The organism is Lysinibacillus sp. BNK-21 (assembly GCF_048684915.1).
Taxonomy (GTDB): Bacteria; Bacillota; Bacilli; order Bacillales_A; family Planococcaceae; genus Lysinibacillus; species Lysinibacillus capsici.
This window is the reverse complement of the sequence record NZ_JBLQTS010000001.1, coordinates 1,100,976-1,126,556: the sequence shown is the minus strand read 5'-3', so window position 1 is coordinate 1,126,556 and position 25,581 is coordinate 1,100,976. Positions and strand designations below refer to the sequence as shown.

The following is a 25,581-nucleotide window of genomic DNA, read 5'->3' as shown; positions in this document are numbered from 1 at the left end:
GTAGCTTCTATTGAATTATACGAAAGCTAAAATAGCAGCCACACCAACTACACTTAGAATTACGAAAAGAATGTTTGTTACGTAAGTAGCGATCTTTTGAGACTGAGGAGATTGTGTAATACCCCAGCTTACTAGGAATGCCCATAAACCGTTAGATAAGTGGAAAGTTGCTGATAAAATACCAACAATGTAGAATCCAAGCATGAATGGATTAGCAACAATATTCGCCATCATGTCGTAATCAACGTGTGTGCCAAGTGCTTTTTGAATACGAGTTTGGAAAATATGCCATGCAATAAATATCACTAAGAATACACCAGTAAAACGTTGTAAAGAGAACATCCAGTTACGGTACGTGCTGAAACGTCCTGTGTTTGGTGTAGCAGTGAATGCAATGTAGACACCATAGAATGCGTGGAACATTAATGGAATATAGATGACAATCCATTCAACTAGGATAAGGAATGGAATCTTTTCCATTACTGCGGTAGCATCGTTGTAACTTTCTGCCCCGCCTGTTGCTGTAAAGTTAATGAACAGGTGCATCGTTAAAAACAGACCTACTGGAATGATCCCAAGTAGAGAATGTAAGCGACGCCATAAAAACTCTCGATCTTTCGACAAGACTGTTACCCCCCTTAGTACTTAAAATAGCACAACAAAAGAAGTCATCATTTTGTAAATGATACTTCATTGACTGTGTATTTCATCATGGTACAATATTATGACATGTTTATTGTACTCTCAAGAGCTACGAGCGTCAAGGCAACTCGGAGTTTTTCATAGAGCTTATTAAAGAACTAATCTAGTACATGATGCGTCGTTTTTTCTCGAAAAATCTATCATTACTTTATTACCGTTAAATTTTAAGAAAATTCTAAGAAAGAAGGATAACAATGTTAAACACTCCATCTCCTACAATCTCATCATTTGGCTATGAGATCATTCGTGATCATATTCTATCTTCTATACTCGGTAAACATGAAGATGACGTCCTTTATTGGGCAGGTAAAGAGCTTGCTCGCAAGTTCCCATGTAAAAGTCAAGATGAACTTATCGCATTTTTCGCAGATGCCTGCTGGGGTACATTAGAACTCATAAAGGAATCAAAAGATGGACGTATTTTCCATTTGACAAATGACCCTGAAATTCTTCAAATAAAGCAGCGTAGCTTTAAACTTGAAGCAGGATTTATAGCAGAGCAAATTCAACTAGCTAAAGGCTACCTGACAGAATGCTATAATGAAAAACGGGAAAAGCAACAATACGTCATGTTTACAGTCAAATGGGACGTTAAAGAACGTATTATGAATACCATTCCCTCAGAATAATTAAAAAGGATTGTTTCCCATTAAAGAATGGGATGACAATCCTTCTTTTTTCTTCCTTTTATTTCGGTCAATTACATAAAATGCTGTTTCTTCTATTATTATATGTAAAGTGCTTGCTCTAAATTAAACTCATCATGGAGAGCATTAGCTGCTTGGATCATATCATCCTGTGGTACAACAACGGACACTTTTATTTCAGAAGTACTAACCATTTTTACAGGGATATTTTCACGACGTAACCGATCAAACATACGAGCAGCAACGCCTGGATTGGAAGCCATGCCTGAACCAATAATAGAAACTTTTGCTAGTCCAATTTCGAAGTCAGCAAAACTAAATCCAAGTGATAATTTACTATCCTCTAAAACACGTAATGCTTCCGCAAATTCCTCTTTTAAAATGGAAAACGATACAGTTGGCTTCAACCCATCAATAATGGCTTGGACAATAATATCTACATTAATACGGTTCTCTGCAAGAACCGTAAATATATCTGCTAATGAAGCATTGGAAAAAGCATCATACCCTACTGTTAAACGAATAATATCTGATTCAAATGCAACACCACGAACGACTAAATTTTTTTCCATTTCCACTTCCTCCTTCAATAAAGTGCCTACTGATTCTATTAAACTTGAACGTATAATAACAGGCATTTGAAATTTCTTCGCTAACTCCACCGCACGAGGATGTATGATATGAGACCCTAAATTCGATAATTCCAACATTTCATCATAGGAAATTTCTTGAAGCTTTTGGGCATTGGGAACATATCGTGGATCTGCTGTATAAACACCATCCACATTTGTATACATATCTACTCTCTCCGCTTCCAATGCTATGGCAAGTGCAACAGCAGCTGTTTCAGCTCCACCTTTTCCAAGCGTGGTGATATTGTGCACTTCGTCAATCCCTTGTTCTCCAGCAATAACCACAATTTGTCCCTGTGCAAAATGTTCTTCCATACGACTAATATCTATATAGTCGATACGAGCATGTCGATACATACCATCCGTATGTATACCAGCTTGCCATCCAGTTAGAGACACAGCCTCATAGCCTGCTTCCTGCAAAGCGATGGTAAATAAAGCACTAGATAATTGAGAGCCAGTTGACAAAACTGCATCTAATTCTCTTTTCGACACATCGTCAGTTAGTTGGTGTACCATCATTTTCATCTCTTTCGCAGTGTGTCCCATTGCTGCAACGACCACTACTACATCCAATCCTTTGTCCTTTTCAGCAATCGCTTTCCTAGCAGCCTCTTGGATTTGTTCAGTAGAAGCTAATGCAGCTCCTCCAAACTTCATCACGATTTTAGCCATTTCTTTCGTTCTCCCTTCCAGTTCATGTATTTCACCAAATTATGGGGGGTAAAACCGTTTCTAGAAAACTAAAAGGCAGCCTCCACATAACGTGAAAGCTGCCTATAACATGTACAATAATCGTAACTTGCGCATGTGTGATAGCTCTCCGAAACGTTTAGAATCGACAGTCTTACATTTCTTAAATGCAAAACCAGTACAGCAATGGAACAACAATACTGTACTTCGGCAAGCTCCCCTTTCACACAATATCTCTGGACTTGTCCATCCTCCATCGTGTTACTCTTGAATCTTGCACCTCTATCATCACTTTAAAGTGAATGTATTCAATTCATTAAGCCTTAGCGTAAACAAACTAGTCACGCAGTTGGCTCTCCATAACATTGAAAACAATGTTATTTATAACCATAGCACATGCCTATTCCTTTGACAATGATTGTTGCTGAAAATAGCTAAAAATTTGGCTTGCTAAATTAGCGGGCATCCCAGCCTCCTGTAATGCTAGCTCGCTCGCCTCTCGAATTTTTTTGACTGAACCGAAATGTTTAAGCAGCTGTTGCTTTCGTTTTGGTCCTACCCCTTCAATATGATCTAATACAGATTGAATGGCATGCTTCTCATGCTGTTGACGCAAGAAGGTAATAGCAAAGCGATGGACTTCGTCTTGAATTCGTTGTAATAAATAAAAGCCATCACTTGTACGTTTTAAGCTAATCACTTCTGGTGGATCACCAAACAAGAGCTGAGATGTATTATGCTTATCATCCTTGGCTAAACCAGCAATCGGTATAACAAGACCAAGCTCATCTTCTAGTACTTCACGGGCTACTTCCATTTGTCCCTTACCACCATCAATTAAGACTAAATCTGGTAATGGTAGTCCTTCCTTTAAAACACGTATATAGCGACGACGTATAACCTCCTGCATTGCACCGTAATCATCATGCTTGGCTGCTGTACGCGTTTTATATTTTCGGTACTCCTTTTTCGCAGGCTTCCCATCAATGAAAACAACCATAGCAGATACTGCATCCGTTCCATGCATATGACTATTATCAAAAGCTTCAATTCGTAAAGGTGTACTAATGCCCATTGCTTCACCAAGTGCCTCACAAGCACCAATCGTACGTTCTTCCTGACGCTCTATTAGCTGGAATTTAGCTGCCACAGCAATTTCAGCATTTTTGGTAGCTAATTCAACCAATTCCTTCTTTTGACCTCTTTTCGGTGTGAGCACTTTAATTTCTAATAATTCTGTTAAGATAGCTGCATCAATGGCTTGTGGAATAAAAATTTCTTTTGGCTTAATATGCTCTGGCTTTTCATAAAAGCGCCCAACAAATGTTAAAAATTCTTCCTCTGCATCTTGATAGATGGGAAAAATTGAGACATCGCGCTCAATCAGCTTTCCTTGACGCACAAAGAAAACCTGAACACACATCCATCCTTTTTCAACAGCATAGCCAAATACATCTCGATTTGTAGTATCACTTGAAACTATTTTTTGTTTCTGCATAACCGTATCAATATGGGCAATTTGGTCTCGGAATTCCTTCGCTCGCTCAAATTCTAGGTTTTCTGCAGCTGCTAGCATTTTAACTTCAAGCTCTTTTTTGACTGCCTCCACACCACCATTTAGAAACTTCGTCATATCCTCAATCATTTCTTGATAAACCTGACCATCAATTTCCTTCACACAAGGTGCTAAGCATTGACCCATGTGATAGTACAAGCAAACCTTGGAAGGTAATTGTACACATTTGCGCAGCGGATACAATCGATCCAATAGCTTTTTCGTTTCACTTGCTGCATAGGCATTCGGATAAGGACCAAAATATTTTGCCTTATCCTTTTTTACCTTCCGTGTCGTAATCAGACGAGGATGTTTTTCATTCGTAATTTTTAAATATGGATAGGTCTTATCATCCGTTAACATGACATTATATTTTGGATCATGTAATTTGATGAGATTCAGCTCTAAAATAAGTGCTTCAATATTTGATGACGTTACAATATACTCAAAATCTTCTATTTCACCTACAAGCCTTTGCGTTTTCCCTTCATGTGTTCCAGTAAAATAAGAACGTACACGGTTTTTTAGAACTTTTGCTTTACCGACATAAATGATAGTCCCTTGTCGATCCTTCATCAAATAGCAGCCAGGTTGATCTGGTAAAATATCCAGTTTTCGCTTTATTAAATCGTTCATTACCTACCTGCCCCCCTAAGTAAAAATTCCCCTCATTAGAATAATGTTAGTTATTTTCTTTATTATATAACGAAAAAAAGCCGAACACATCAATTGATGGCTCGGCTTTGTGAACTTCATTCATTACGCATGTTTTGCGATAAATGCTTCTAAAGCTTCTTTTGGTTGGAAGCCTACTGTTTTGTCAACTAATTCTCCATCTTTAAATAATAGTAAAGATGGGATTGACATAATTTGATACTGAGCTGCAGTACCTTGGTTATTGTCAACGTCAACTTTTACAATTTTAGCCGCACTACCTGCTGCGTCCATTTCTTCAAGAACTGGCCCAATCATTTTACATGGTCCGCACCAAGCAGCCCAAAAGTCTACTAGTACTAACCCTTCTTTAATATCGTCCTGGAACGTAGCATCTGTTGCATGTACAATTGCCATTTGAAATCCTCCTTAAACTTACTATGCTTGTAGTATAGCATGGATAAATTCACTTGAGCGAACAATCTGCCTACAATGTATTTTTTATGCAAATCTGTGTCGAAAAATCAATACACAGTCATTAATTGACTTGATAACGCCCCTTCAATACATAGGTTAACGTAATAAAAAGGTAAATAGCTAACGTAATGCCTGTCACAATAATAGATGTGGTGAAAATAATTCCGATGAGAATCGCACTTAACGCCAATATAGCTATCCAAGTCGTATAAGGGAACCATTTTACTTCATAGGCACTTGTGTGTTCTGCTTGTTTTTTACGTGATTTTAAATGTGCAATCGCAATAATTAACCAAATAAATAACACAGTATAACCAAGTGATCCCATTAGAAAATCAAATGTTTTGCTTCCCGCATATAAAGATAAAATGACCCCTAAATACATCGCTAAAGTACACATTAAAATAGCATATACTGGTACTTTTCGTTTCGATAAATAAGCAAAGATTTTAGGCACACGTCCATCTACAGCCTGTGTATATAGTACGCGTGATGAACCATACAGTCCTGAATTCATTGATGAAATAATGGCAAGTAAAACAACAGCGTTCATAATATGGTCTGCCCCTGGAATACCAACCATTTTAAAAACCATGACAAACGGGCTTTCAGGAACCCCATTTACTTCATTCCAAGGAATCAAGCTTACGATAATAAAGAATGGCAGTAAATAAAAAGTAACAATACGTACTAATGTACTGCGAACAGCTTTTGGCACTACTTTTTCCGGATTTTTCGTTTCAGCTAATGTAATCCCGATGATTTCTGTCCCTCCATAGGAGTAGATAACTACAAGCATTGCAGCAATTAATCCCGTCGAGCCATTAGGGAAGAACCCACCATGCTCCGTTAAGTTAGCAAAACCAACAGCACTATGATTTCCAAACGTCACAAGCAATAAAATAAGTCCTGCAATGATAAAGACAATAATAACAGTAATTTTGATTAATGCTAGCCAATATTCTGTTTCTGCAAAGATTTTTACGGATAATAAATTAATCGCTGTTACTAACACAGAAACAGATAGTGCCAGTATCCAAATTGGATATTCTGGTAACCAATATTGAATAAAGATAGCAGCCACGACAGACTCTGCTGCAATATTTAAAACCCACATTTTCCAGTAGATCCAATCTAGGAAATACGCAGGGTATTTACCTAACACGGATTGCACTAAATCTCTAAAGGTTCTTGCTTCTTTATTACGCACGGCCATTTCTGCTAAGCCTTGCATAACAAATAATAAAATAATGCCGCCGATTAAATACGCAATCAGCACAGATGGTCCTGCCATATCAATGGCTGCACTACTTCCTTTAAATAATCCCGCGCCAATGGCACCACCTAACGCCATCATCGTGATATGACGCGAGGTCATTGTTCTTGTTAATTGTTGCTTGTTTTTTTCCACTTTCTTACCTCCTAAATATCAAAAAAGCATACCATCTATTCCTTCATCATCAAATGAAAGAAGAGACGATATGCTATCAGCAAACCGCGGTACCACTCTAATTGGCTCTTGAGAACCCAGCTTAAAAAACCTTGTAACGAAGGTTAACCGTCAAACAAATAGAATAATCTGATAATTCTATTTGTGTTACCACTCCTAGGCAAGTTCAAAGTCTTATTGGTCTGCGTTGCACCAACCCGCAGCTCTCTACACCGAATAACGAGCTTTTACTACTCCTAATCTTTGCGTTTCAAATCATTAATGTATCCATCACTATAATGTCTATCGTTAATTATGTCAATATTTTATTTTGCAATAATTTTCAAATAGTACTTTTTAAAATGGAAAGCAATATAAAAAAGCAGGAAGGGTTATCCCTTCCTGCATCTGTATTATGCATTCACTTTTAATGCTTTAAATTCTTCAATTAGCAGCGGAATAACTTCAAATAAATCTCCTACGATACCATAATCCGCTACTTTGAAAATATTTGCTTCAGGATCTTTATTGATAGCAACAATGACTTTTGAATTGGACATTCCAGCTAAATGCTGAATTGCGCCCGAAATACCTGCTGCAATATAAAGATCTGGTGTTACAACCTTACCTGTTTGTCCGATTTGAAGCGAGTAATCACAGTATTCAGCGTCACATGCACCACGTGATGCACCTACTGCACCGCCTAGTAAATCAGCTAGCTCTTTTAATGGCTCGAAGCCTTCTTCTGACTTCACGCCACGACCACCTGCAACAACTACTTTCGCTTCTGAAAGATCTACACCTTCTGAAGATTTACGAACAACTTCTTTAATAATTGTGCGCAGATTTGTAATCTCTACAGAGATGGCAGACACATCACCTGTTTTACCTTCTGCTTTTTCTAAAGGTGTAATGTTATTAGGACGAATAGAAGCTAAGACAACGCCTTCTTTAACTTTTACTTTTTCAAAGGCTTTACCAGAGTAAATTGGTCGGATGAATACCACATCATCGCCTGCACCTTCAATAGCAGTGACATCAGATACTAGACCTGCTTGCAATTTGCTTGCAATTTTTGGCGATAAATCTTTCCCATTTGCTGTATGACCAAAGACAATACCTGCTGGTTGTTCTTGCTCGATAATAGCTAATAGTGCTTGACTATAGCCATCAGATGTATATTGTTTTAAATGCGGGTGTTCCACTGTTACTACTCGATCAGCACCATATTCAAATAATGGACCTGTTAAACCTGCTACAGCATCCCCTAAAAGTACCCCAACAACTTCGCCACCATCAGCGATTTGTTTTGCAGCTGCTATTGCTTCGAAAGAAACATTACGTAAGCTTCCTTCACGAACTTCACTTAATACTAATACTTTTTTTGACATAGCATATTCCCTCCGTTACCCTTTAAGATTCGATTGACATCAAATAATTAAACAACTTTTGCTTCCGTGTGAAGTAGATTTACCAGTTCTTTTGCTTGTGCAGAAAGGTCGCCTTCTAAAATACGGCCTGCTGCTTTTTGAGCTGGTAAGAAGATGTCTACTGTTTCAATCTTCACTTCTACATCATCTTCATCGATATCTAAATCATCTAACTCAAGCTCTGCAAGCGGTTTCTTTTTCGCTTTCATAATACCTGGTAGAGATGGGTAACGAGGCTCATTTAAACCTTGCTGAGCAGTTACTAATAACGGTAAAGAAGTTTCAATTACCTCTGAATCCCCTTCGATATCGCGAACAATTTTCGCAGATGTTCCGTCAATTTCAAGTTTTGTAATCGTAGTTACATAATTCATATCCAATAAATCAGCAACACGTGGACCAACTTGCCCTGAACCACCATCAATCGCAACATTTCCTGTTAAAATTAAATCTGCATCTTTATCTTTTAAGTATTCTGCTAGTAGATAAGCTGCTGCATGTTGGTCCAGCTCATCTAAATCATCTTCTGTATTAATAAGCACTGCTTCGTCTGCTCCCATAGCAAGTGCTGTACGTAATTGCTTCTCTGCATCCTCGCCACCAATTGTCACGACTGTTACCTTACCACCAGCAGCATCGCGAACTTGGATTGCCTCTTCAATGGCATATTCATCATAAGGGTTGATAATGAATTCTGCGCCGTCCTCTTGGATTTTACCACCCGACACAACGATTTTTTCTTCTGTATCAAATGTGCGTTTAATTAATGCAAAAATGTTCATATATCCATACCTCCTGGAACGTTTTATAATTCTAAGTAAACTTATAAATATTATATATTTTCAGTTTCGATAACGCCGATAACATACTGAACGTTGCTATCGACATTTGGAAAATTATTTGCCAGTAAACACAGGCTCACGCTTTTCAATGAATGCTTGAATTCCTTCTTTGGCATCTTCTGTGACAAATACTGTCCCAAAGGATTTAGCCTCTGCTTCAATGCCTTCATAGAATGATGCATGCTTTGCATATTGCAATGTTTGAATAGCTGCTTTTAAAGCAATTGGGCTTTTCTTAGCAATGCTCTTAGCAATCTTTAACGTTTCTTCTAGCAATGCTTCGTCTGAGAATGAACGGTTTGCTAAGCCCCACTGAACAGCTTCATTACCAGAGATTGGTTCACTTGTAAACATCATTTCAGCAGCCTTTGCTACTCCAACATAGCGTGGTAAGCGCTGTGTACCACCAAAACCAGGAATAAGCCCTAATTGTAATTCAGGTAAACCTAATTTTGCTGATTCAGTGACAAATCGCATATGACAGCTCATTGCTAACTCAAGCCCTCCGCCTAATGCCGCACCATGGATGGCTGCAATTACAGGCTTAGAAAACGATTCAACACGCTCAAAAACCTGCTGCCCGTTGCTAGCTAGCTTTGTAAATTCCTCACCAGATTCTACCCCAATAAATTCTTTAATATCTGCCCCTGCAGAGAAGAAACGGCCTTCACCATGAAGTACAAGGACTCTTACAGCATCATCGTGTTCTACAGCATCAAGCACAGCGTTAACTTCTGCAATAATACCGCGAGATAATGCATTTGCTGGTGGACGTGCAATTGTAATAATCGCTACTCCATCTTCTACTTTCCAACTTAGAAATTCCATTTCTCCACATCCTTTTAAGCTTTAATGCCGTTCAGGATTAATGCCTGAACCTTTGGAACCTGTTCCATCAAATCATATCGATAGTCATTCATAACCCACGACGTAATAGTTTCATCAATTGTTCCAAAAACCATTTGTCGAGCCAAGCGTACATCCATCGTCTGATTGAACTCACCTGTAAGCATACCCTCGATTAAAATTTGATCAAGTAGCTGTAAATACTCGCGCAATACGGAATTAATTTTTAATCGTAAGTCTTTGTTTGACTGGCGAAGCTCCAATTGTGTGACAGTTGCTAGGTATCGATCTGTCGCTAGAACATTAAAATGATTTTCAATCATTCGTGAAAGTTTGTCTTTAGACGTACTCCCCTTTTCTATTATATCTTGTAATGACTCTACAAAAACAGCCATTTTTTCATTAAAGACAGAAATTAATATATCTTCTTTATTTTTAAAATATAAATAGATTGTTCCATCGGCCACCCCTGCCTGTTTGGCGATTTTCGATACTTGCGCTTGGTGATACCCATTTTCCGCAATAACGATGACAGCTGCATCAATAATTTGTTTATATTTTGGCTTATCTCGTTTCACTTTTATATCACCACCTAAAAAACATGCGCACGTCGATATGACGTGTAAACCTAAAAAAATATGAAAATATGAATGGTCATTCATTCATATTTTCATATTATATTTTACAGCATTGCTTGTCAATACTTTCATACGTATTTATTTCGCTTCTTTATTCGCTAATTTTGTTTTTTCTTCTTCAACTAACGTACGACGCAAAATTTTTCCTACAGCTGTTTTTGGCAGCTCTTCTCTAAATTCATAATAACGCGGAACTTTAAAAGCTGCTAGATGCTGACGGCAATATTTATTTAATTCGTCCTCAGTAATCGAATATCCTTCTTTTAATACAATATAAGCTTTAACTGTTTCACCACGATACGGATCAGGTATGCCTGCTACTACGCACTCTTGGATCTCTTCACGTTCATATAACACTTCTTCTACTTCACGTGGATAAATATTAAAGCCGCCTGCTATTATTAAATCTTTTTTACGATCTACTACATAGAAGAAGCCTTGCTCATCCATATAACCAAGATCACCTGTTAAAAACCAACCATCAGCAAATGTCGCAGCTGTATCCTCTGGACGGTTCCAGTAGCCCTTCATTACTTGTGGTCCTTTAACAGCAATTTCACCAACTTCACCAATAGGTAGCTCTTCTGTATCACCTGTACGTAAAATAACCGCTTCTGTATTTGGCCAAGGTAAACCAATCGAGCCAATCACCCGCTTCCCCCAAATTGGCGTAGCATGTGTTACAGGTGAGGTTTCTGTTAACCCATATCCTTCTACTAGCTTTCCACCAGTCACTGCCTCAAACTTCTCTTGCACTTCAATTGGCAATGAAGCAGAGCCACTTAGGCATGCCTTAATGGATGATAAATCATAATTCGCAATATCTGGGTGATTTAAAAGGCCGATGTATAAGGTTGGTGCGCCGGGGAACAGTGTTGGTTTTTGTTTATCAATCGTCTTTAATGCCGTTTCAGCATCAAACTTCGGTAAAAGCACCATTCTATTTTGAGTAAATACAGATAAAAGCATAACAGTTGTCATGCCATAGACGTGGAAGAATGGTAGAATGCCCATAATGGTTTCTTCACCATGAACACATTTATACATCCAAGCATCACACATTGTCGTATTGGCAATTAAATTTTTATGGGTCAGCATAACGCCTTTTGGGAAACCTGTTGTCCCACCCGTATATTGAAGGAGTGCTAGGTCTTCTTCAAAATCAAATGGCATATTGTCAATTATCTTAATTGGTGCTGAACGCATTATTTCTGAAAACAGATGATTTTGGCCGCTATGTTCAACCTTGACACTAAAGCCATACTGCTTTTTTTGAATAAATGGATAGACTAAATTTTTTGGGAATGGTAAATAATCTTTAATAGCTGTCACAATGACATTTTCAAGAGCTGTCTCTTTCATAATTTTCATGACTCTCGGATATAAAATATCCATTACGAGAATAACCTTTGCTCCTGAATCAGCCATTTGATATTGAAGCTCACGTTCAGTATAAAGTGGATTTGTTTGTACTACAACAGCACCTGCATACATGGCACCATAGTAAGCGATTACACTTTGTGGCGTGTTAGGCAGCATAATTGCTACTCGATCTCCCTTTTCCACACCTAGTGCTTGTAAATAGTTTGCGAACCTTAAAGCTGACTCATATAGCTCGGTGTACGTCAAATCCTTTCCCATAAAATGAATCGCTACTTTGGATGGATTCTTTTTATAGGCACGTGTCAAAAACTCTTGCACTGGAATTTCCTCAAACGTTAAAGACGATGGTACTTCTTCAGGATAATTTGCTAGCCATGGTTTTGCTGTCATACGTCCTCTCCCCTTTGTCCCAAACTTTGTCAATTCTTATATTTATTATAATGAAAAAGAAATACAGTTTCAAACAGAAAATAGAAAATAAATGCATTTTCGATTAATTATTATGCAATTAACAACATTAATATGATTGATATTTATCGGGATTTATTTGAATACACCTTATGAATGCTCGTTCATTATTGAGTTACTCCATAAAAAAACAATCAGCATATTCCTATATTATAAAAATAATTTTTCTACCCTTTAATAGAGTTTTATGAAAGAAAGTTAATAGGTTGTAGTAGAAATTTATGCTATGTACAATTAACAAAAAACGCATCCTCATAAAGAGAATGCGTTTTTTATTTAAATCGTTAACATATAGTAGACACCTACTGCCAAAAATGCAATACAGACAACGATTAGTACTTTTGCTAATTTTTCCATGTCATGACACTCCTATGCAATACTTGCCCCAATTACAAACGAAAGACCGACTGAAATGGTAAAGGAAATGAAACCAACTGAGCGATTATCATTGGCAATCTCTTGATCAACGTTAAAACGAGGTGTCATAAATTCAAATAAGAAATACGCTACAATCAATAATGTAAAGCCAAAAAGGCCCCAACCGATCATTTCACTTAATGTGCTATGACGTGCAATGGAAAAGCGGAAGATATTACAAATCCCTAGTATTTTTCCACCTGTTGCAAGAGCCACAGCGACATTACCTTTTTTAATTTCTTCCCAATTTTTATATTTCGTAACGACTTCGAACAATGCCATCGAGACGACTAAACATAATACTACAACACTAAAATATCCTGCCGTTTCGATAATTGGATATCGCCAAAAGCCAGAATTCAGCATTTTTCTCCGTCCCCTTTATAGCTTATTTCAATTCAACAATTGTGACGCCTAAGCCCCCTTCACCGGCTTCACCAAAACGGAAGGATTTTACGCGCTTATGCTTTTTCAAATAGCTTTGAATTCCTTGACGTAAAGCCCCTGTACCAACTCCATGAATAATGGACACACGACCATAATTAGAGAGTAATGCATCATCAATATATTTCTCTGTTCTTACGATTGCATCCTCATAACGTTCACCACGTAAATCTAATTCTAGTTTCACATGACTATTTCGATTTTTCACACCAGCTGTTCGTAATACAGGCTCTTTTTCAGGTTTAATATATTCCAAATCACTATCTGAGATTTTCATTTTTAAAATCCCCATTTGGACAACCCATTCAGTATTCGACACCTTTTCTAACAAAGTACCTCGTTGACCATAGCTTAACACCTTTACCTCGTCTCCGACAACTAAGTTTTGTGCACGAGCTTTGACTTGTGCCGCCTTTTTTAGCACTTTATTGTCTTCAAGTGGTGTTGCTTCTTCCAAGCGTTTACGTGCTTCAATCAATTCATGCTCCTTGACAACTTGATCAGCATTTTTACGCATTTCTCGAAGCTCTGCAATAATCGCTTCTGCTTCACGTTTTGCTTCATCAACAATTTTACGCGCCTTTTCCTTCGCCTTCTTATCAAGCGCCTCTTTACGCTCCTCATAGGCTTGCAATTTATCTTGAAGCTCTTTACGTAATGTTTCTGATTCTAATAGCAATGCATGCGAACGCTCTGCATCATCTTCAGATTGGCGACGTGTTTCTTCCAATGAGGCAATCATCGATTCAACCTCATGTCGATCGGTTCCAGTAAAGCCTTTAGCACGATCAATAATGGATTCAGGTAAACCAAGACGACTGGAAATTTCAAATGCATTTGAGCGCCCAGGTACACCGATAAGTAGACGGTAGGTCGGGCTCAAAGTTTCAATATCAAATTCTACACTGGCATTGGCTACACCTGGTCGATTATAGCCATAAGCTTTTAGCTCAGGATAGTGAGTTGTAGCCATTACACGAGCACCGCGCCCATGTACTTCGTCTAAGATTGAAATGGCTAAGGCTGCCCCTTCCTGTGGGTCAGTACCTGCCCCTAACTCATCAAAAAGAACAAGTGATTCGTGATCAAATTTTTGTAGGATGTCAACAATATTAACCATATGGGACGAGAACGTAGAAAGTGACTGCTCAATTGATTGCTCATCACCAATATCGGCAAATAATTGCTCAAATACAGCAAGTTCTGAGCCATCTAATGCTGGCACTGGTAATCCCGCTTGTGCCATTAATGTACACAGACCAACCGTTTTTAATGTCACCGTTTTACCACCTGTATTAGGACCTGTAATGACAATAGCTGTAATGTCTTTACCAAATTCAATGTCATTTGGAATAGCTGATTCTATTGGTAGTAGTGGATGACGTGCACGTATTAGTCGGATATAGCCATCCTGATTCATTTTAGGCATTGTACATTTATTGGTTTGGCCATATTTGCCCTTTGCTAAAATGACATCGATATCGCCTAATACCTTCACTAAGTTAAATAAATCTGATGCTACTTCTTGCACCATTGCACTTAATGCTAGTAAAATACGTTCAATTTCAGCCTGCTCTTTCATTTTCAAGCGATGAATTTCATTGTTTGCTTGGACAACAGAATCTGGCTCAATAAATAAGGTTTGACCAGAAGAAGATTGGTCATGGACAATCCCACCATAGTGGTGACGATATTCCTGCTTTACGGGAATAACAAAGCGATCATTACGAATTGTCACAAGTGTATCAGAAAGCATTTTCGCTGCATTACTTCCCCGAATTAAACTTTCCAGCTTAGAGCGGACTTTCCCTTCTTCAGCACGCAAAGATTGGCGAATAGAGCGCAATGTTTGACTAGCAGAATCTAAGACAGCTCCATTGTCGTCAATACAGTTATTAATTTCATGTTGCAATCCTGTTAGGACAGGCATTGCTTCCTTTTTGGAGATGAAATGGGGAATATCAATCACTTCATCGGCTTCTAAATCTTCAATAAAATTGCGTAGAATTCGGCTTGCTCGAATCGTGCTCGAAATTTCCATTAGTTCTACTGCTGCTAACATGCCTCCTATTTGAGCACGTCTGGCAGAGGGACGGACATCAAAAATTCCGCCCATTGGTACATTGCCCTTCACACGCAAAATGGAAAGTCCCTCATCCATTTCCTCTAATAATTGTACTACTTTATCAAAATCTGTTTGTGGCACAAGCTCCTCAATGGCAGATTTACCAATGGAAGAAGTACAATAGGAAGCCACTTGTTGCCTAACTTTATCGTATTCTAGTGTTTTCAATGCGCGTTCTGCAATCACTGAGAACACCTCCTCAGCCTATTTATTTCGTTGTATGAACGCTTCAAACTGTTCACGCGTCCATGTATTCACAATCATATCTTTCGGTAACCATGCTCTATTTGCATAGCGAACCCCAATATCCATAAAACGTAAATGTGCAATATCATGCGCATCTGTGTTGATGGCTACTGGCACACCTGCAGCGCATGCCATTTCTAAATGTTCTACACATAAATCGAGACGATATGGATTTGCATTTAACTCTAAAATTTTACCATATTCCTTTGCCCAGGCAATTAACTGTTTCATATCAGGATTATAACCATCGCGATCTTCAATAATTCGACCAGTCGGATGGGCAATCATATGAACATAGGGATTTTGCATAGCTGTTAGTAAACGTGCCATAATTTTATCTTGTGATTGTGTAAAACTAGAATGAATGGAAGCAATAACAAAATCGAGCTCTTTTAACACCTGATCTTCGAAATCAAGTGAGCCGTCTGGTAAAATATCCATCTCCGTCCCTTTAAACAAATGAAAATCTGGATGTGCTGCATTAAATGCCTCAATTTCTCCACGCTGCTTTTCTAAACGCTCCGGTGTTAATCCATTTGCTACTTTTAGGAATTGCGAATGGTCTGTAATAACGCTATATTGATAGCCCCGTGCTAGTAACGCCTCGCCCATTTCTGCAACAGAGTATGCACCATCTGACCATGTTGTATGCATATGCAAATCAGCTTTAATATCCTCTAGTCGAACTAAGTTTTGAATTATGTTTGTTTTGTCAAATTCTGCTGTTCCTGTCCGTAAGCTCGGTGGAATCCAAGGTAGATCAAAATGAGCGAAAAATGCTGCCTCGTCTTGGAACGTTAAAACGGTACCATCTTCCTGTTCCACTCCATATTCACTTATTTTTTCACCACGGGCTTTGGCAATTTGCCGCATACGAACATTATGATCTTTTGAACCTGTGAAATGATGCAACGCAGTCGCATATTCATTGTCTTTCACTAAACGGAAATCAACGCTAACTGGTTCATCTAAGTCTAAAATCACCGAAATTTTTGTATCCCCTGCCGCCACGACTTCTTGAATGGCCAAGCTATTTAACAAGTTTTCGCGTACTTCCTCAACTGCTTCTGTCACAACAATAAAATCAATATCTTTGCTAGTTTCTAACGCTCGACGGAAACTCCCAGCAACTGAAAACCGGTCTACTTCCTTCATACTACCTAGAAGCGCCTCAATTTGTAAAACCACAGGCTCAAGCTGCCAAATTGGTAGTCGTTCTGAACGATTTGCTAAATTGGCTAGCTCCTTTAAAATCTTCTCCTCAGTTTTTACAGCAAATCCAGCTAATTCACGTACTTTTCCTGCCTCACAAGCTGCCTTCAAGCTTTCTGCAGAGTCAATACTAAGCTCTTGGTGTAGTTTCGCAATTTTTTTTCCTCCCAAGCCAGGTAATTTTAGCAATGGCAGTAACCCTTTAGGTACAACCTCTTCTAACTCCTTTAACAAACTCGATTCACCTGTTAACATTAAGTCCTCTATTACAGCCGCAGTACCCTTGCCAATACCTTTGAGTTTTGTTACATCATCCATTTCGCTTAATGAACGTTCGTCCCCCTCTAGTGCTGCCGCAGCCTTTCGAAAGGCTGATACCTTGAATGGATTTTCTCCCTGTAGTTCCATATATAAAGCAATTTTTTCGAGTGTGCGAATAATTGTTTTTTTATTCATTGGTAATTCCTCCTATCGTAAAAACACTTCCCTCAAGACAGAGAGAAGTGCACAGTTACTATTGCATATAAATATACCACCAGTTTTGGAACATCTTTGTAATAATTGGTGTATGCTCCAACATCAGACCACTTAACAATGACTTCGACATTAAATTTTGTATGGCATCTACTGGTAATAAAGCGCACACATATAGCAAAATAAACATAATTAAATAGTTTTCAATCATGCCAAGTAACGCCCCAAGCCAACGATTCACTGTATTTAGCACAGGCAAATACGCGATAAAGTCAAATATCGATGCCACGATTTGCAACGTTATTTTTACTGCAAAGAAAATAACAGCAAAGGCAATTACCCGATAAAAGGTGCGGTCTAAATCTAGACTATCAATGACAACGCCAAGGCTACCTGTGTCAGTGACACCTGGATACGGAACCCAAAATACAAATTTTTGTGCTAATGGCTTATAATAAATATACGCAACAATTAGGGCTACTACAAAGCTGACAATATGCATCATCTGTACAATAAAACCTCGTTTTGCACCGACGCCTATACCAGCTAACAGTACCACTAATATGATTAAATCTAACATTCTCTTCAACCCTTTAACTTTTTCAATTCTTCTTCTAATTGCTCCATTCGTTCTTTTAATAGTAAATAATCATGAACTGTATTTACTGCTGTCAGAACAGCAAGTTTTGTGCTATCAAGTGAGGGATTATGTACGTTCATCTCGCGCATACGGTCATCAACAATCGAAGCAACAAGTCTCATATGGCCAATGGATTCAGAGCCGACCATTTTATATGTATGACCATATATTTCAACAGAAATTTTATTCTTTTCTTGTTTTTCCATAGTCGCACCCTCCTATAAATTCGATGCACACACGATTTTAGAGGCTTGTGAGCACCATCACACAAAAAAGCTATTTATTATCATACCATGAAAGGTATAAAATTGTGAACAACGAGGACAGAAAGGAACGATTAAATGGCAAATATTGTGCTTTCCATTTCAACAAATATTCAAAAAGAGGTGATGGCTTACTATGCATCTCACTTTATAGAACGAAAGGCTCCGGGAGTCATTTTTGCGGCAAAACTACCAGATACAGCCATAACTATGTATAAATCAGGCAAATTAATGTTTCAGGGGGGCGGTGCTGAACGCGAGGCAGCACGTTGGGGAACTGTTGAAAAAACCGCTACTCCACTCTCCACTATCGGGGCAAAAGGGGATGTACTGCCTAACAATTTCGCAACCATGTCTGTCTTAGGCTCAGACGAAACAGGCACAGGTGATTATTTTGGTCCAATCACTGTAGCAGCAGTGTATGTGCCTACTTCCAAAATCGAACTCATGAATGAGCTTGGCGTAAAAGATTCAAAAATGCTAACAGATGACTATATGAGGAAAATTGCACCTGATTTGCGTGCAGCCTGTGTCCATAGTGTTCTCGTCTTACGCAACGAGAAATATAACAACTTACAAGCGAAAGGCTATTCCCAAGGTAAAATGAAAGCCATGATGCATAACAAGGCACTACAAAACACACTATCAAAAATGGCACCTGAAAAACCTGAATTTATCTTAATCGACCAGTTTGCTGAACGTGGTGTCTATTACAATTATTTAAAAAATGAACGTGAACTTGTACAAGAGAATGTCTACTTTTCTACTAAAGCAGAACAATTACATGTAGCTGTGGCTACAGCATCTATTTTAGCTCGTGCTGCCTTTTTAAAGGAAATGGATCGTTTGAGTGACATTACAGGGCTTACATTAATGAAGGGCGCCTCTAACAAGGTAGATGTGCAAGCAGCCCGAATCTGGCGTAATCAGGGCGAAGAATTTCTACGCTCCATCACAAAATGGCATTTCGCCAACACTGATAAAGCACGGAAGATGAAGTAAATCATACTATTGGTTGCTTAAAAAAGCTTTTTTGGGGTTCCTGATGAGCGTGAGACGCATTAGGAACCTTTTTGAGCGCTTTCCTCATTTTATGGATCATTCTTTCTTCACCTTTTGGATCATCATCTTCACCATTCTCAAACAAAAAAAGACTGCCTCGTAAGACAGTCTTTTTTCATATATTAGCGTACTTCTGTGCCTGCAATCGTAGCAATGGCTTTTAACACTTTGTTATGTGCGGCCACTACTTCTTCGTCTGTTAAAGTACGTTCTGGATCAAAGTATGTGAGTGAGAAGGCAACCGATTTTTTACCTGGTTCCATTTTCTCCCCTTCGTAAACATCGAATACGCGGATATCTTTTAATAGTTTCACACCCGCTGCATCAATAGCTTCCATTACTTCGCCCGCTGTTGTTGTACAGTCCATTATAAGAGCGATATCGCGAGACATAGCTGGGAAACGAGGTACTGGTGTATAGGCAAGTGGTGCTTCTTGTGCCGTTGCACTTAATAGCGCCACTAAATTCATTTCCATTACATACGTGTCTTTTACACCCCATGCTTTTTGCTCTGCTGGGTGAAGTCCACCAATGATGCCGACTTGCTTGCCATCCAATAAAATGCTAGCCGTACGACCTGGATGTAAGCCATCCACTTGTGATTTCACAAATGTCATGCGATTTGCTAAGCCAAGTTTGCCAATGACACCTTCGATGATACCTTTTAGCACAAAGAAATCTACAGCTTTTTTCTCACCTTGCCAAGCATGGTCTAGCCATTTGCCAGTTAGTACTGCTGCCACATGTTCTTCCTCATATGGTTGCCCCTCATCTGATTGACCAAGGAACACGGAACCAATTTCATATAAAGCCACGCCTTCAGCTTGACGTGCAACATTATAAGCCGCCGCTTCGATTAAATGTGGAATAAGGCTTTGACGTAATGTAGAACGCTCCTCACTCATTGGCATAAGCAAGCGAGTTACCGGCTCTGCTTTCAAAGCAAAACGTTGTGACAATGCATCCGACGTTAACGAATAAGTTACCGCTTGATACAGGCCAGCCCCTTCCATGTAATGACGAACAACACGTCGATTTGCTTGGTAAGGTGATAAATTACCTACTTGTGTTGCACCCTCTGGTAATGTCATTGGAATTTCATCATAACCATAAAGACGAGCAATTTCCTCCACGATATCCTCTTCAATTTTAATATCTTGGCGACGTGTTGGTGCATCAATAATTAATAAACCATTTGCTGCCTCTACACCAAATTTTAAACGCTCTAAAATAGAAAGCATATCTTCTAATGCAATCTTCATACCTAAACGTTCATTAATAAAATCTGGGGAAACGACTACTCGCGCTGGTGCTTTATCTAACTCATCTACTAAACATGTACCTTCTAATACTTCGCCTCCTGCTAATTCAGCAAGTAGAGCAGCAGCACGTTCAGCAGCTGGTAAGACACGATTTGGGTCTACCCCTTTTTCGAAACGAGCCGATGCATCTGAACGTAGGCCAAGATGACGAGACGTTTGACGCACTGTTAAACCATCAAAATAAGCTGATTCAATGACAACAGTCGTTGTTGAATCTGTTACCTCTGAATTAGCACCACCCATTACACCAGCAATGGCTACTGGCTCTTTGCCATTTGTAATGACTAAATCTGAAGCTTTTAATGTACGTTCTTGGTCATCTAATGTTGTAATTTTTTCACCTTCTGTTGCTTTACGAACAACGATTTCACCCGTTGCTAGGCTATCATAGTCAAAAGCATGTAGAGGTTGACCATATTCCATTAATACATAGTTCGTTACATCTACGACATTATTGTGTGGACGTACTCCCGCAGCCATTAGACGATTTTGTAGCCACATTGGTGATTCACCGATTTTTACGTTTTTCACAACTTTTGCTACATACATAGGATTTGCTTGTAAATCTTCTACATGAAGCTTCAGGTAATCCTGTGCTTTTTCACTAGCAGTTTGATAGGAAATTTCTGGATATTTAATTTCCTCTGAAAGAATAGCACCTACTTCATACGCTACACCTAGCATTGAAAGAGCATCTGAGCGGTTTGGTGTTAGTCCTAACTCCAGCACTGTATCACGTAGGCCCAATATAGCCAGTGCATCTGCCCCTACTTCTGCATCTGCTGGTAGGACAAAGATACCTTCTGAATACGCCTTAGGAACAAGCTTTCCTTCGATTCCAAGCTCTTGTAAGGAACAAATCATTCCGTTCGATTCATGACCGCGAAGTTTTGCTTTTTTGATTTTAATGCCACCTGGTAAATGTGCACCTGGACGAGCAACAATGACTTTCTGACCAGCATCAACATTCGGTGCACCACAAATTATTTGTTGGGGCTCTGCTTCGCCAACGTCAACTTGGCAAATATTTAACTTATCAGCCTCTGGATGTTTCTCCTTAGAAACTACATAACCAACTACAACTTTATCCATAGCATTAGCACGATCAATTACTGCATCTACTTCGATCCCAGAGCGTGTAATTTTTTCTGCTAATAGCTCAGGTGCTAAGTCCTGCGTATTGATATAATCTTTTAACCATTCTAATGATACTAACATGTTTTATCCCCCTTACGCTTCTGTTCGCTCGAATTGTGATAAGAAGCGAGTGTCACTTGTATAGAAATGACGAATATCGTCAACACCATATTTCAACATCGCAATACGTTCTGCACCAATACCAAATGCAAATCCAGAAACTTTCTTTGGATCATAGCCAGCCATTTCTAATACGTTTGGATGCACCATACCTGCTCCTAGAATCTCAATCCAGCCAGTGCCCTTACATACGTTACAGCCTGCTCCACCACATTTGAAACAAGAGATATCCATCTCTACTGATGGCTCAGTAAATGGGAAGAAGCTCGGACGTAGTCGAATTTCGCGGTCCGCACCAAACATTTTTTTCGCTAACGTATCTAATGTTCCTTTTAGGTCACTCATGCGAATATTTTCGCCAATGACTAAACCTTCAATTTGCATAAACTGATGTGAATGTGTTGCATCATCATTATCACGTCGGAATACTTTACCAGGACAAATTATGCGAATCGATTCACCTTTTTTGGCTTCCATCGTACGAGCCTGTACTGGTGAAGTATGGGTACGTAATAATATTTCCTCGGAAATATAGAACGAATCTTGCATATCACGAGCTGGATGACCTTTTGGTAAATTTAGTGCTTCAAAGTTATAGTAATCCTTCTCCACTTCTGGACCTTCAGCAATTTCATAGCCCATTCCAATAAATAAATCTTCAATTTCTTCAATGACACGTGTTAAAGGGTGACGGTTCCCCACTTTAATTTCACGACCTGGTAAAGTGACATCAATCGACTCACTCGCTAATTTTTCAGCAATGGCTGCCTCTTCCAACACGGTAATCTTTGTTTCTAATACTGCCGTTACATTTTCACGAACATTATTCACTAAAGCACCCATTTTCGGACGTTCTTCAGCTGATAATTTGCCCATCCCTTTTAGTAAATCAGTGATAGGTCCTTTTTTTCCTAAATACGCAACACGTACTTCATTCAATTCTTTTAAATTTGCAGCTGCTTCAATTTTAGCAAGTGCTTCTTGCTCTAATTGTTTTAATTGCTCTTCCATGTTAAAACCTCCTCAGAAAATAAATGCCTGCTTTTTAGGCATAAAAAAACTCGCCCCTAAAAAGGGACGAGGACATTTTCGCGGTACCACCCTAGTTATTGCAAAGCAAAGCCTTACAATCACTTCATTGACATAACGACTTGATAAAGCCGGCTTACCTTTACAGCAGTACACTGGTCCCGGTAGCTGCTCGCGGGCTGAATTCAAAACTGCATTGATACGGCGTTGGCTCTCAATCTCTGGCCTACGCTCCCTGTCGTCCATTCACAATCTTTACTACTTCCCGGTCAAAGCATTTATTATTTAAACATACATTTTAGAATAAATTATACAATAATGGACTGTAGCAAATCAAGAGACAACTGCCTCAATCCCACAATGAGCAATTAATTATTTGGCAAAGCCATATAAAACAATACCTGTTGCTACTGCGACGTTTAATGATTCGGCCTGTCCAAAAAGAGGAATGATCATATTTTGATCTGTCATCGCTAATAACTGAGGCTGAATGCCACTTCCTTCATTCCCCATAATAATCGCAAATGCACCCGTATGCTGAATATCACTATACGGCACCGCTTCCTCATCTAATGCAGTACCAAATACTGGTACACCTTGATCCTGTAATATATCTATCCATTCTGCTAAATCTCCACGCACTACCGGAATATGGAAATGCGAACCTTGAGCAGCACGTAGTGTTTTAGGGTTATAAAGATCGGCACAGCCTTTTCCTAAAATTACAGCATCTAAACCTGCAGCATCTGCTGTACGAATCATTGTTCCAATGTTACCAGGATCTTGGACAGCATCAATTAATAACACTTTTCGCCAAGTAGTCATCACATTATCTTCTAAGACGGGCTGTTTACATACAGCAAAAACACCTTGGGAAGTTTCTGTCTCCGCAAAATCCTTCGCTACCGCAGTCGATACCTCTACAATAGCTATATCATCGATTGGCCATAACATTGGCAAATCGATACCTTCACGCACTATAATTTGTAATACTTGGTTTTTATTTTTTAATGCTTCTTCAACAAGATGAAAGCCCTCTACTAGGAATTCACCCGAACGTTCACGCTCTTTTCTTGTTGTCGCCAACTTTTTCCAATATTTCACTAACGCATTTTGCGTAGATTCAATTCTCTTCATCGCTACCTCTTACCGCCTTTTTCCTATATATTGACCACTATTATACCCTACGAAATAGCAAATTTCATAGCTAAGTAAGAAAACTGTTATTTTCCAGTGGTGGCAAGTGACGTACAACTTAAACATGCTATAATCATACATATCTAACGAAGACACAAAGTGAGGTATATAAATGAAAAAAACAATACATGTAGTAGGGGCTATAATTGAAAATGAGCAACAAGAAATTTTCTGTGCTTTAAGAAACCCCCAAATGGTATTAGCAAATTATTGGGAATTCCCTGGCGGTAAAATAGAGCAGGGTGAAACACCAAAACAGGCACTTTCTCGAGAAATTCTTGAGGAATTTAACTGTACGATTCAAGTAGGTAAACAAGTGGCTGTAACACTCCATGAATACGAACAATTTTTCGTTCATTTAGAAACATACAAAGCTTCAATTATTAAAGGCACACCTCAAATTCTAGAACATGCTGAAGCAAGATGGGTTCCCCGCAACCAATTGCTTGACCTTCCATTTGCTCCAGCAGATCTTCCTTCTATTCAAAAATTAATGGCGGAATTGTAAAGGCTAGTCACTTTATCTCATGAAAATGAGTGACTTTGTTTCGTCCGTGCTCTTTCGATCCATACAATGCTTTATCTGCTTTTTTTATCAATGTCGTCTCTGTATCTTCTGAAGTTACTGTGGCAATTCCCATACTGATCGTAAGACTGCCTGTTGGCCAACCATCCTGCTCCACGGTGTGTCTAATTTTTTCGCCGATTTCTTTGGCCGCAGGTATCTCGGTCTCAGGTAGGATGATAATAAACTCCTCCCCACCATAACGAGCGACGATATCTTCTAGACGTACTTGTATTTGTAATAGTTGTGCCAATTGTACGAGGACATCGTCTCCAACTTGATGACCATATGTATCATTGACCTTTTTGAAATGATCGATATCTAAAATGCATAACGAAAAAGTTTCTGCTGTCTCATGAAAATGATTAAAATGTTTTTCGAGTTGTTCCTGGAAAAATCTCCTGTTTTTCAAGCCGGTCAGTTTATCAGTCATTGATAATTCTACTAAAGCAGCATTCATTTCCAATAATTTCGCCTGCTGATGTTCTATTTCTACATGAATTTGCTCCAAATTAGCTAATGCACGATCCTTTTCTTGATAGGCAGCCTCAAGTAGTTTTTTGGCTGATCGTAATTCTTGTTCATAATCTATGCGCTTTTTCATCTTTACTAAAATACAATCAATGCGCTCTACCAAATCCTCTTTGTACAATTTGGCATTCATTAAAAACGGAACCGACATTCCGTCCTTCTGTTTGAGATGAATGAATAATTCCTCTACTTGCCCCTCTAGATTAATCATAGGATAAAAATAAGAGTGAAAAATCATCTTATTGGGCGTAGATAGAAGAATTTCTAGATGCATATGTAATAATTCCTCTTGCTCATAGCCGATCCAATCTAGCAGGGTTCGATTGATTTCTGAAATAAGCCCTTCATGTGTGATGGAAAGAAATCCACATGGTGCATTGTTGAGTCGTTTTTCCATTGTT

22 protein-coding genes, 1 riboswitch and 1 other annotated feature are annotated in these 25,581 nt (G+C 38.8%); of the genes, 3 read left to right on the top strand and 19 right to left on the bottom strand.

The window, feature by feature from the left end:
- Positions 1 to 15: 15 nt before the first annotated feature.
- Positions 16 to 624, bottom strand: a complete 609-nt coding sequence (locus tag ACMGGO_RS05640) for a succinate dehydrogenase cytochrome b558 subunit (RefSeq protein ID WP_004226428.1) — start codon at positions 622 to 624, stop codon at positions 16 to 18.
- Between the two features lie 272 nt (positions 625 to 896).
- Here ACMGGO_RS05640 and ACMGGO_RS05635 point away from each other — a divergent pair, with 272 nt between their 5' ends.
- On the top strand, positions 897 to 1,331 hold the full coding sequence (locus tag ACMGGO_RS05635) for a YslB family protein (RefSeq protein ID WP_315056444.1): 435 nt from the start codon (positions 897 to 899) through the stop codon (positions 1,329 to 1,331).
- Positions 1,332 to 1,429: 98 nt separating this feature from the next.
- On the opposite strand, the gene ACMGGO_RS05630 is transcribed toward ACMGGO_RS05635, so the two are convergent.
- The 14 genes from ACMGGO_RS05630 to zapA form a co-directional block, all read right to left on the bottom strand.
- Positions 1,430 to 2,656 carry an aspartate kinase gene (locus ACMGGO_RS05630; protein ID WP_066037528.1) on the bottom strand — a complete coding sequence of 409 codons (1,227 nt, stop codon included), beginning with the start codon at positions 2,654 to 2,656 and terminating at the stop codon, positions 1,430 to 1,432.
- A gap of 133 nt (positions 2,657 to 2,789) precedes the next feature.
- Positions 2,790 to 2,967, bottom strand: a riboswitch (Lysine riboswitch).
- A 107-nt stretch (positions 2,968 to 3,074) separates the two neighbouring features.
- Positions 3,075 to 4,865 carry an excinuclease ABC subunit UvrC gene (uvrC, locus tag ACMGGO_RS05625; RefSeq protein WP_237898408.1) on the bottom strand — a complete coding sequence of 597 codons (1,791 nt, stop codon included), beginning with the start codon at positions 4,863 to 4,865 and terminating at the stop codon, positions 3,075 to 3,077.
- A 123-nt stretch (positions 4,866 to 4,988) separates the two neighbouring features.
- Positions 4,989 to 5,300: a thioredoxin gene (gene trxA, locus ACMGGO_RS05620; RefSeq protein ID WP_004226420.1), complete on the bottom strand. Its 312-nt coding sequence runs from the start codon at positions 5,298 to 5,300 to the stop codon at positions 4,989 to 4,991.
- 121 nt (positions 5,301 to 5,421) lie between these two features.
- On the bottom strand, positions 5,422 to 6,738 hold the full coding sequence (locus ACMGGO_RS05615; RefSeq protein ID WP_284705897.1) for an amino acid permease: 1,317 nt from the start codon (positions 6,736 to 6,738) through the stop codon (positions 5,422 to 5,424).
- 91 nt (positions 6,739 to 6,829) lie between these two features.
- Positions 6,830 to 7,063: a binding site (T-box leader), on the bottom strand.
- Positions 7,064 to 7,202: 139 nt separating this feature from the next.
- On the bottom strand, positions 7,203 to 8,180 hold the full coding sequence (locus tag ACMGGO_RS05610; RefSeq protein WP_048393670.1) for an electron transfer flavoprotein subunit alpha/FixB family protein: 978 nt from the start codon (positions 8,178 to 8,180) through the stop codon (positions 7,203 to 7,205).
- A gap of 47 nt (positions 8,181 to 8,227) precedes the next feature.
- On the bottom strand, positions 8,228 to 9,001 hold the full coding sequence (locus ACMGGO_RS05605) for an electron transfer flavoprotein subunit beta/FixA family protein (protein ID WP_004226415.1): 774 nt from the start codon (positions 8,999 to 9,001) through the stop codon (positions 8,228 to 8,230).
- A 114-nt stretch (positions 9,002 to 9,115) separates the two neighbouring features.
- The gene (locus ACMGGO_RS05600; RefSeq protein ID WP_004226413.1) at positions 9,116 to 9,889 is read right to left on the bottom strand and encodes an enoyl-CoA hydratase; all 774 of its coding nucleotides are present in this window, start codon (positions 9,887 to 9,889) and stop codon (positions 9,116 to 9,118) included.
- 14 nt (positions 9,890 to 9,903) lie between these two features.
- Positions 9,904 to 10,569 (bottom strand): TetR/AcrR family transcriptional regulator, encoded by a 666-nt coding sequence (locus ACMGGO_RS05595; protein ID WP_371824156.1) that lies wholly within the window; start codon positions 10,567 to 10,569, stop codon positions 9,904 to 9,906.
- 54 nt (positions 10,570 to 10,623) lie between these two features.
- The gene (locus ACMGGO_RS05590; protein ID WP_048393666.1) at positions 10,624 to 12,318 is read right to left on the bottom strand and encodes an AMP-binding protein; all 1,695 of its coding nucleotides are present in this window, start codon (positions 12,316 to 12,318) and stop codon (positions 10,624 to 10,626) included.
- Positions 12,319 to 12,765: 447 nt separating this feature from the next.
- Positions 12,766 to 13,179 (bottom strand): DUF350 domain-containing protein, encoded by a 414-nt coding sequence (locus ACMGGO_RS05585; RefSeq protein WP_008179180.1) that lies wholly within the window; start codon positions 13,177 to 13,179, stop codon positions 12,766 to 12,768.
- A 22-nt stretch (positions 13,180 to 13,201) separates the two neighbouring features.
- Entirely contained in the window at positions 13,202 to 15,568 is a 2,367-nt protein-coding gene (locus tag ACMGGO_RS05580) for an endonuclease MutS2 (RefSeq protein ID WP_374805088.1), read from the bottom strand.
- Between the two features lie 18 nt (positions 15,569 to 15,586).
- Entirely contained in the window at positions 15,587 to 17,296 is a 1,710-nt protein-coding gene (gene polX / locus ACMGGO_RS05575; RefSeq protein WP_374805086.1) for a DNA polymerase/3'-5' exonuclease PolX, read from the bottom strand.
- Positions 17,297 to 17,354: 58 nt separating this feature from the next.
- Positions 17,355 to 17,894 carry a CvpA family protein gene (locus ACMGGO_RS05570; RefSeq protein WP_004226395.1) on the bottom strand — a complete coding sequence of 180 codons (540 nt, stop codon included), beginning with the start codon at positions 17,892 to 17,894 and terminating at the stop codon, positions 17,355 to 17,357.
- Positions 17,895 to 17,899: 5 nt separating this feature from the next.
- Positions 17,900 to 18,160, bottom strand: a complete 261-nt coding sequence (zapA, locus tag ACMGGO_RS05565) for a cell division protein ZapA (protein ID WP_016991554.1) — start codon at positions 18,158 to 18,160, stop codon at positions 17,900 to 17,902.
- A 135-nt stretch (positions 18,161 to 18,295) separates the two neighbouring features.
- Between zapA and rnhC the strand changes: the two genes are divergently transcribed.
- The gene (gene rnhC / locus ACMGGO_RS05560; RefSeq protein WP_103118620.1) at positions 18,296 to 19,219 is read left to right on the top strand and encodes a ribonuclease HIII; all 924 of its coding nucleotides are present in this window, start codon (positions 18,296 to 18,298) and stop codon (positions 19,217 to 19,219) included.
- Between the two features lie 182 nt (positions 19,220 to 19,401).
- On the opposite strand, the gene pheT is transcribed toward rnhC, so the two are convergent.
- From pheT to ACMGGO_RS05545, 3 genes are all read right to left on the bottom strand, one after another.
- Positions 19,402 to 21,819 (bottom strand): phenylalanine--tRNA ligase subunit beta, encoded by a 2,418-nt coding sequence (gene pheT, locus ACMGGO_RS05555; RefSeq protein WP_259948410.1) that lies wholly within the window; start codon positions 21,817 to 21,819, stop codon positions 19,402 to 19,404.
- A 12-nt stretch (positions 21,820 to 21,831) separates the two neighbouring features.
- Positions 21,832 to 22,869 carry a phenylalanine--tRNA ligase subunit alpha gene (gene pheS / locus ACMGGO_RS05550; protein ID WP_004226385.1) on the bottom strand — a complete coding sequence of 346 codons (1,038 nt, stop codon included), beginning with the start codon at positions 22,867 to 22,869 and terminating at the stop codon, positions 21,832 to 21,834.
- A gap of 390 nt (positions 22,870 to 23,259) precedes the next feature.
- Positions 23,260 to 24,024 carry a TrmH family RNA methyltransferase gene (locus ACMGGO_RS05545; RefSeq protein WP_403018272.1) on the bottom strand — a complete coding sequence of 255 codons (765 nt, stop codon included), beginning with the start codon at positions 24,022 to 24,024 and terminating at the stop codon, positions 23,260 to 23,262.
- Positions 24,025 to 24,196: 172 nt separating this feature from the next.
- Here ACMGGO_RS05545 and ACMGGO_RS05540 point away from each other — a divergent pair, with 172 nt between their 5' ends.
- Positions 24,197 to 24,592, top strand: coding sequence for a (deoxy)nucleoside triphosphate pyrophosphohydrolase (locus tag ACMGGO_RS05540; RefSeq protein ID WP_048393654.1), 396 nt, complete (start codon positions 24,197 to 24,199; stop codon positions 24,590 to 24,592).
- A 7-nt stretch (positions 24,593 to 24,599) separates the two neighbouring features.
- On the opposite strand, the gene ACMGGO_RS05535 is transcribed toward ACMGGO_RS05540, so the two are convergent.
- Entirely contained in the window at positions 24,600 to 25,577 is a 978-nt protein-coding gene (locus ACMGGO_RS05535; protein WP_259948419.1) for a sensor domain-containing diguanylate cyclase, read from the bottom strand.
- Positions 25,578 to 25,581 lie beyond the last annotated feature (4 nt).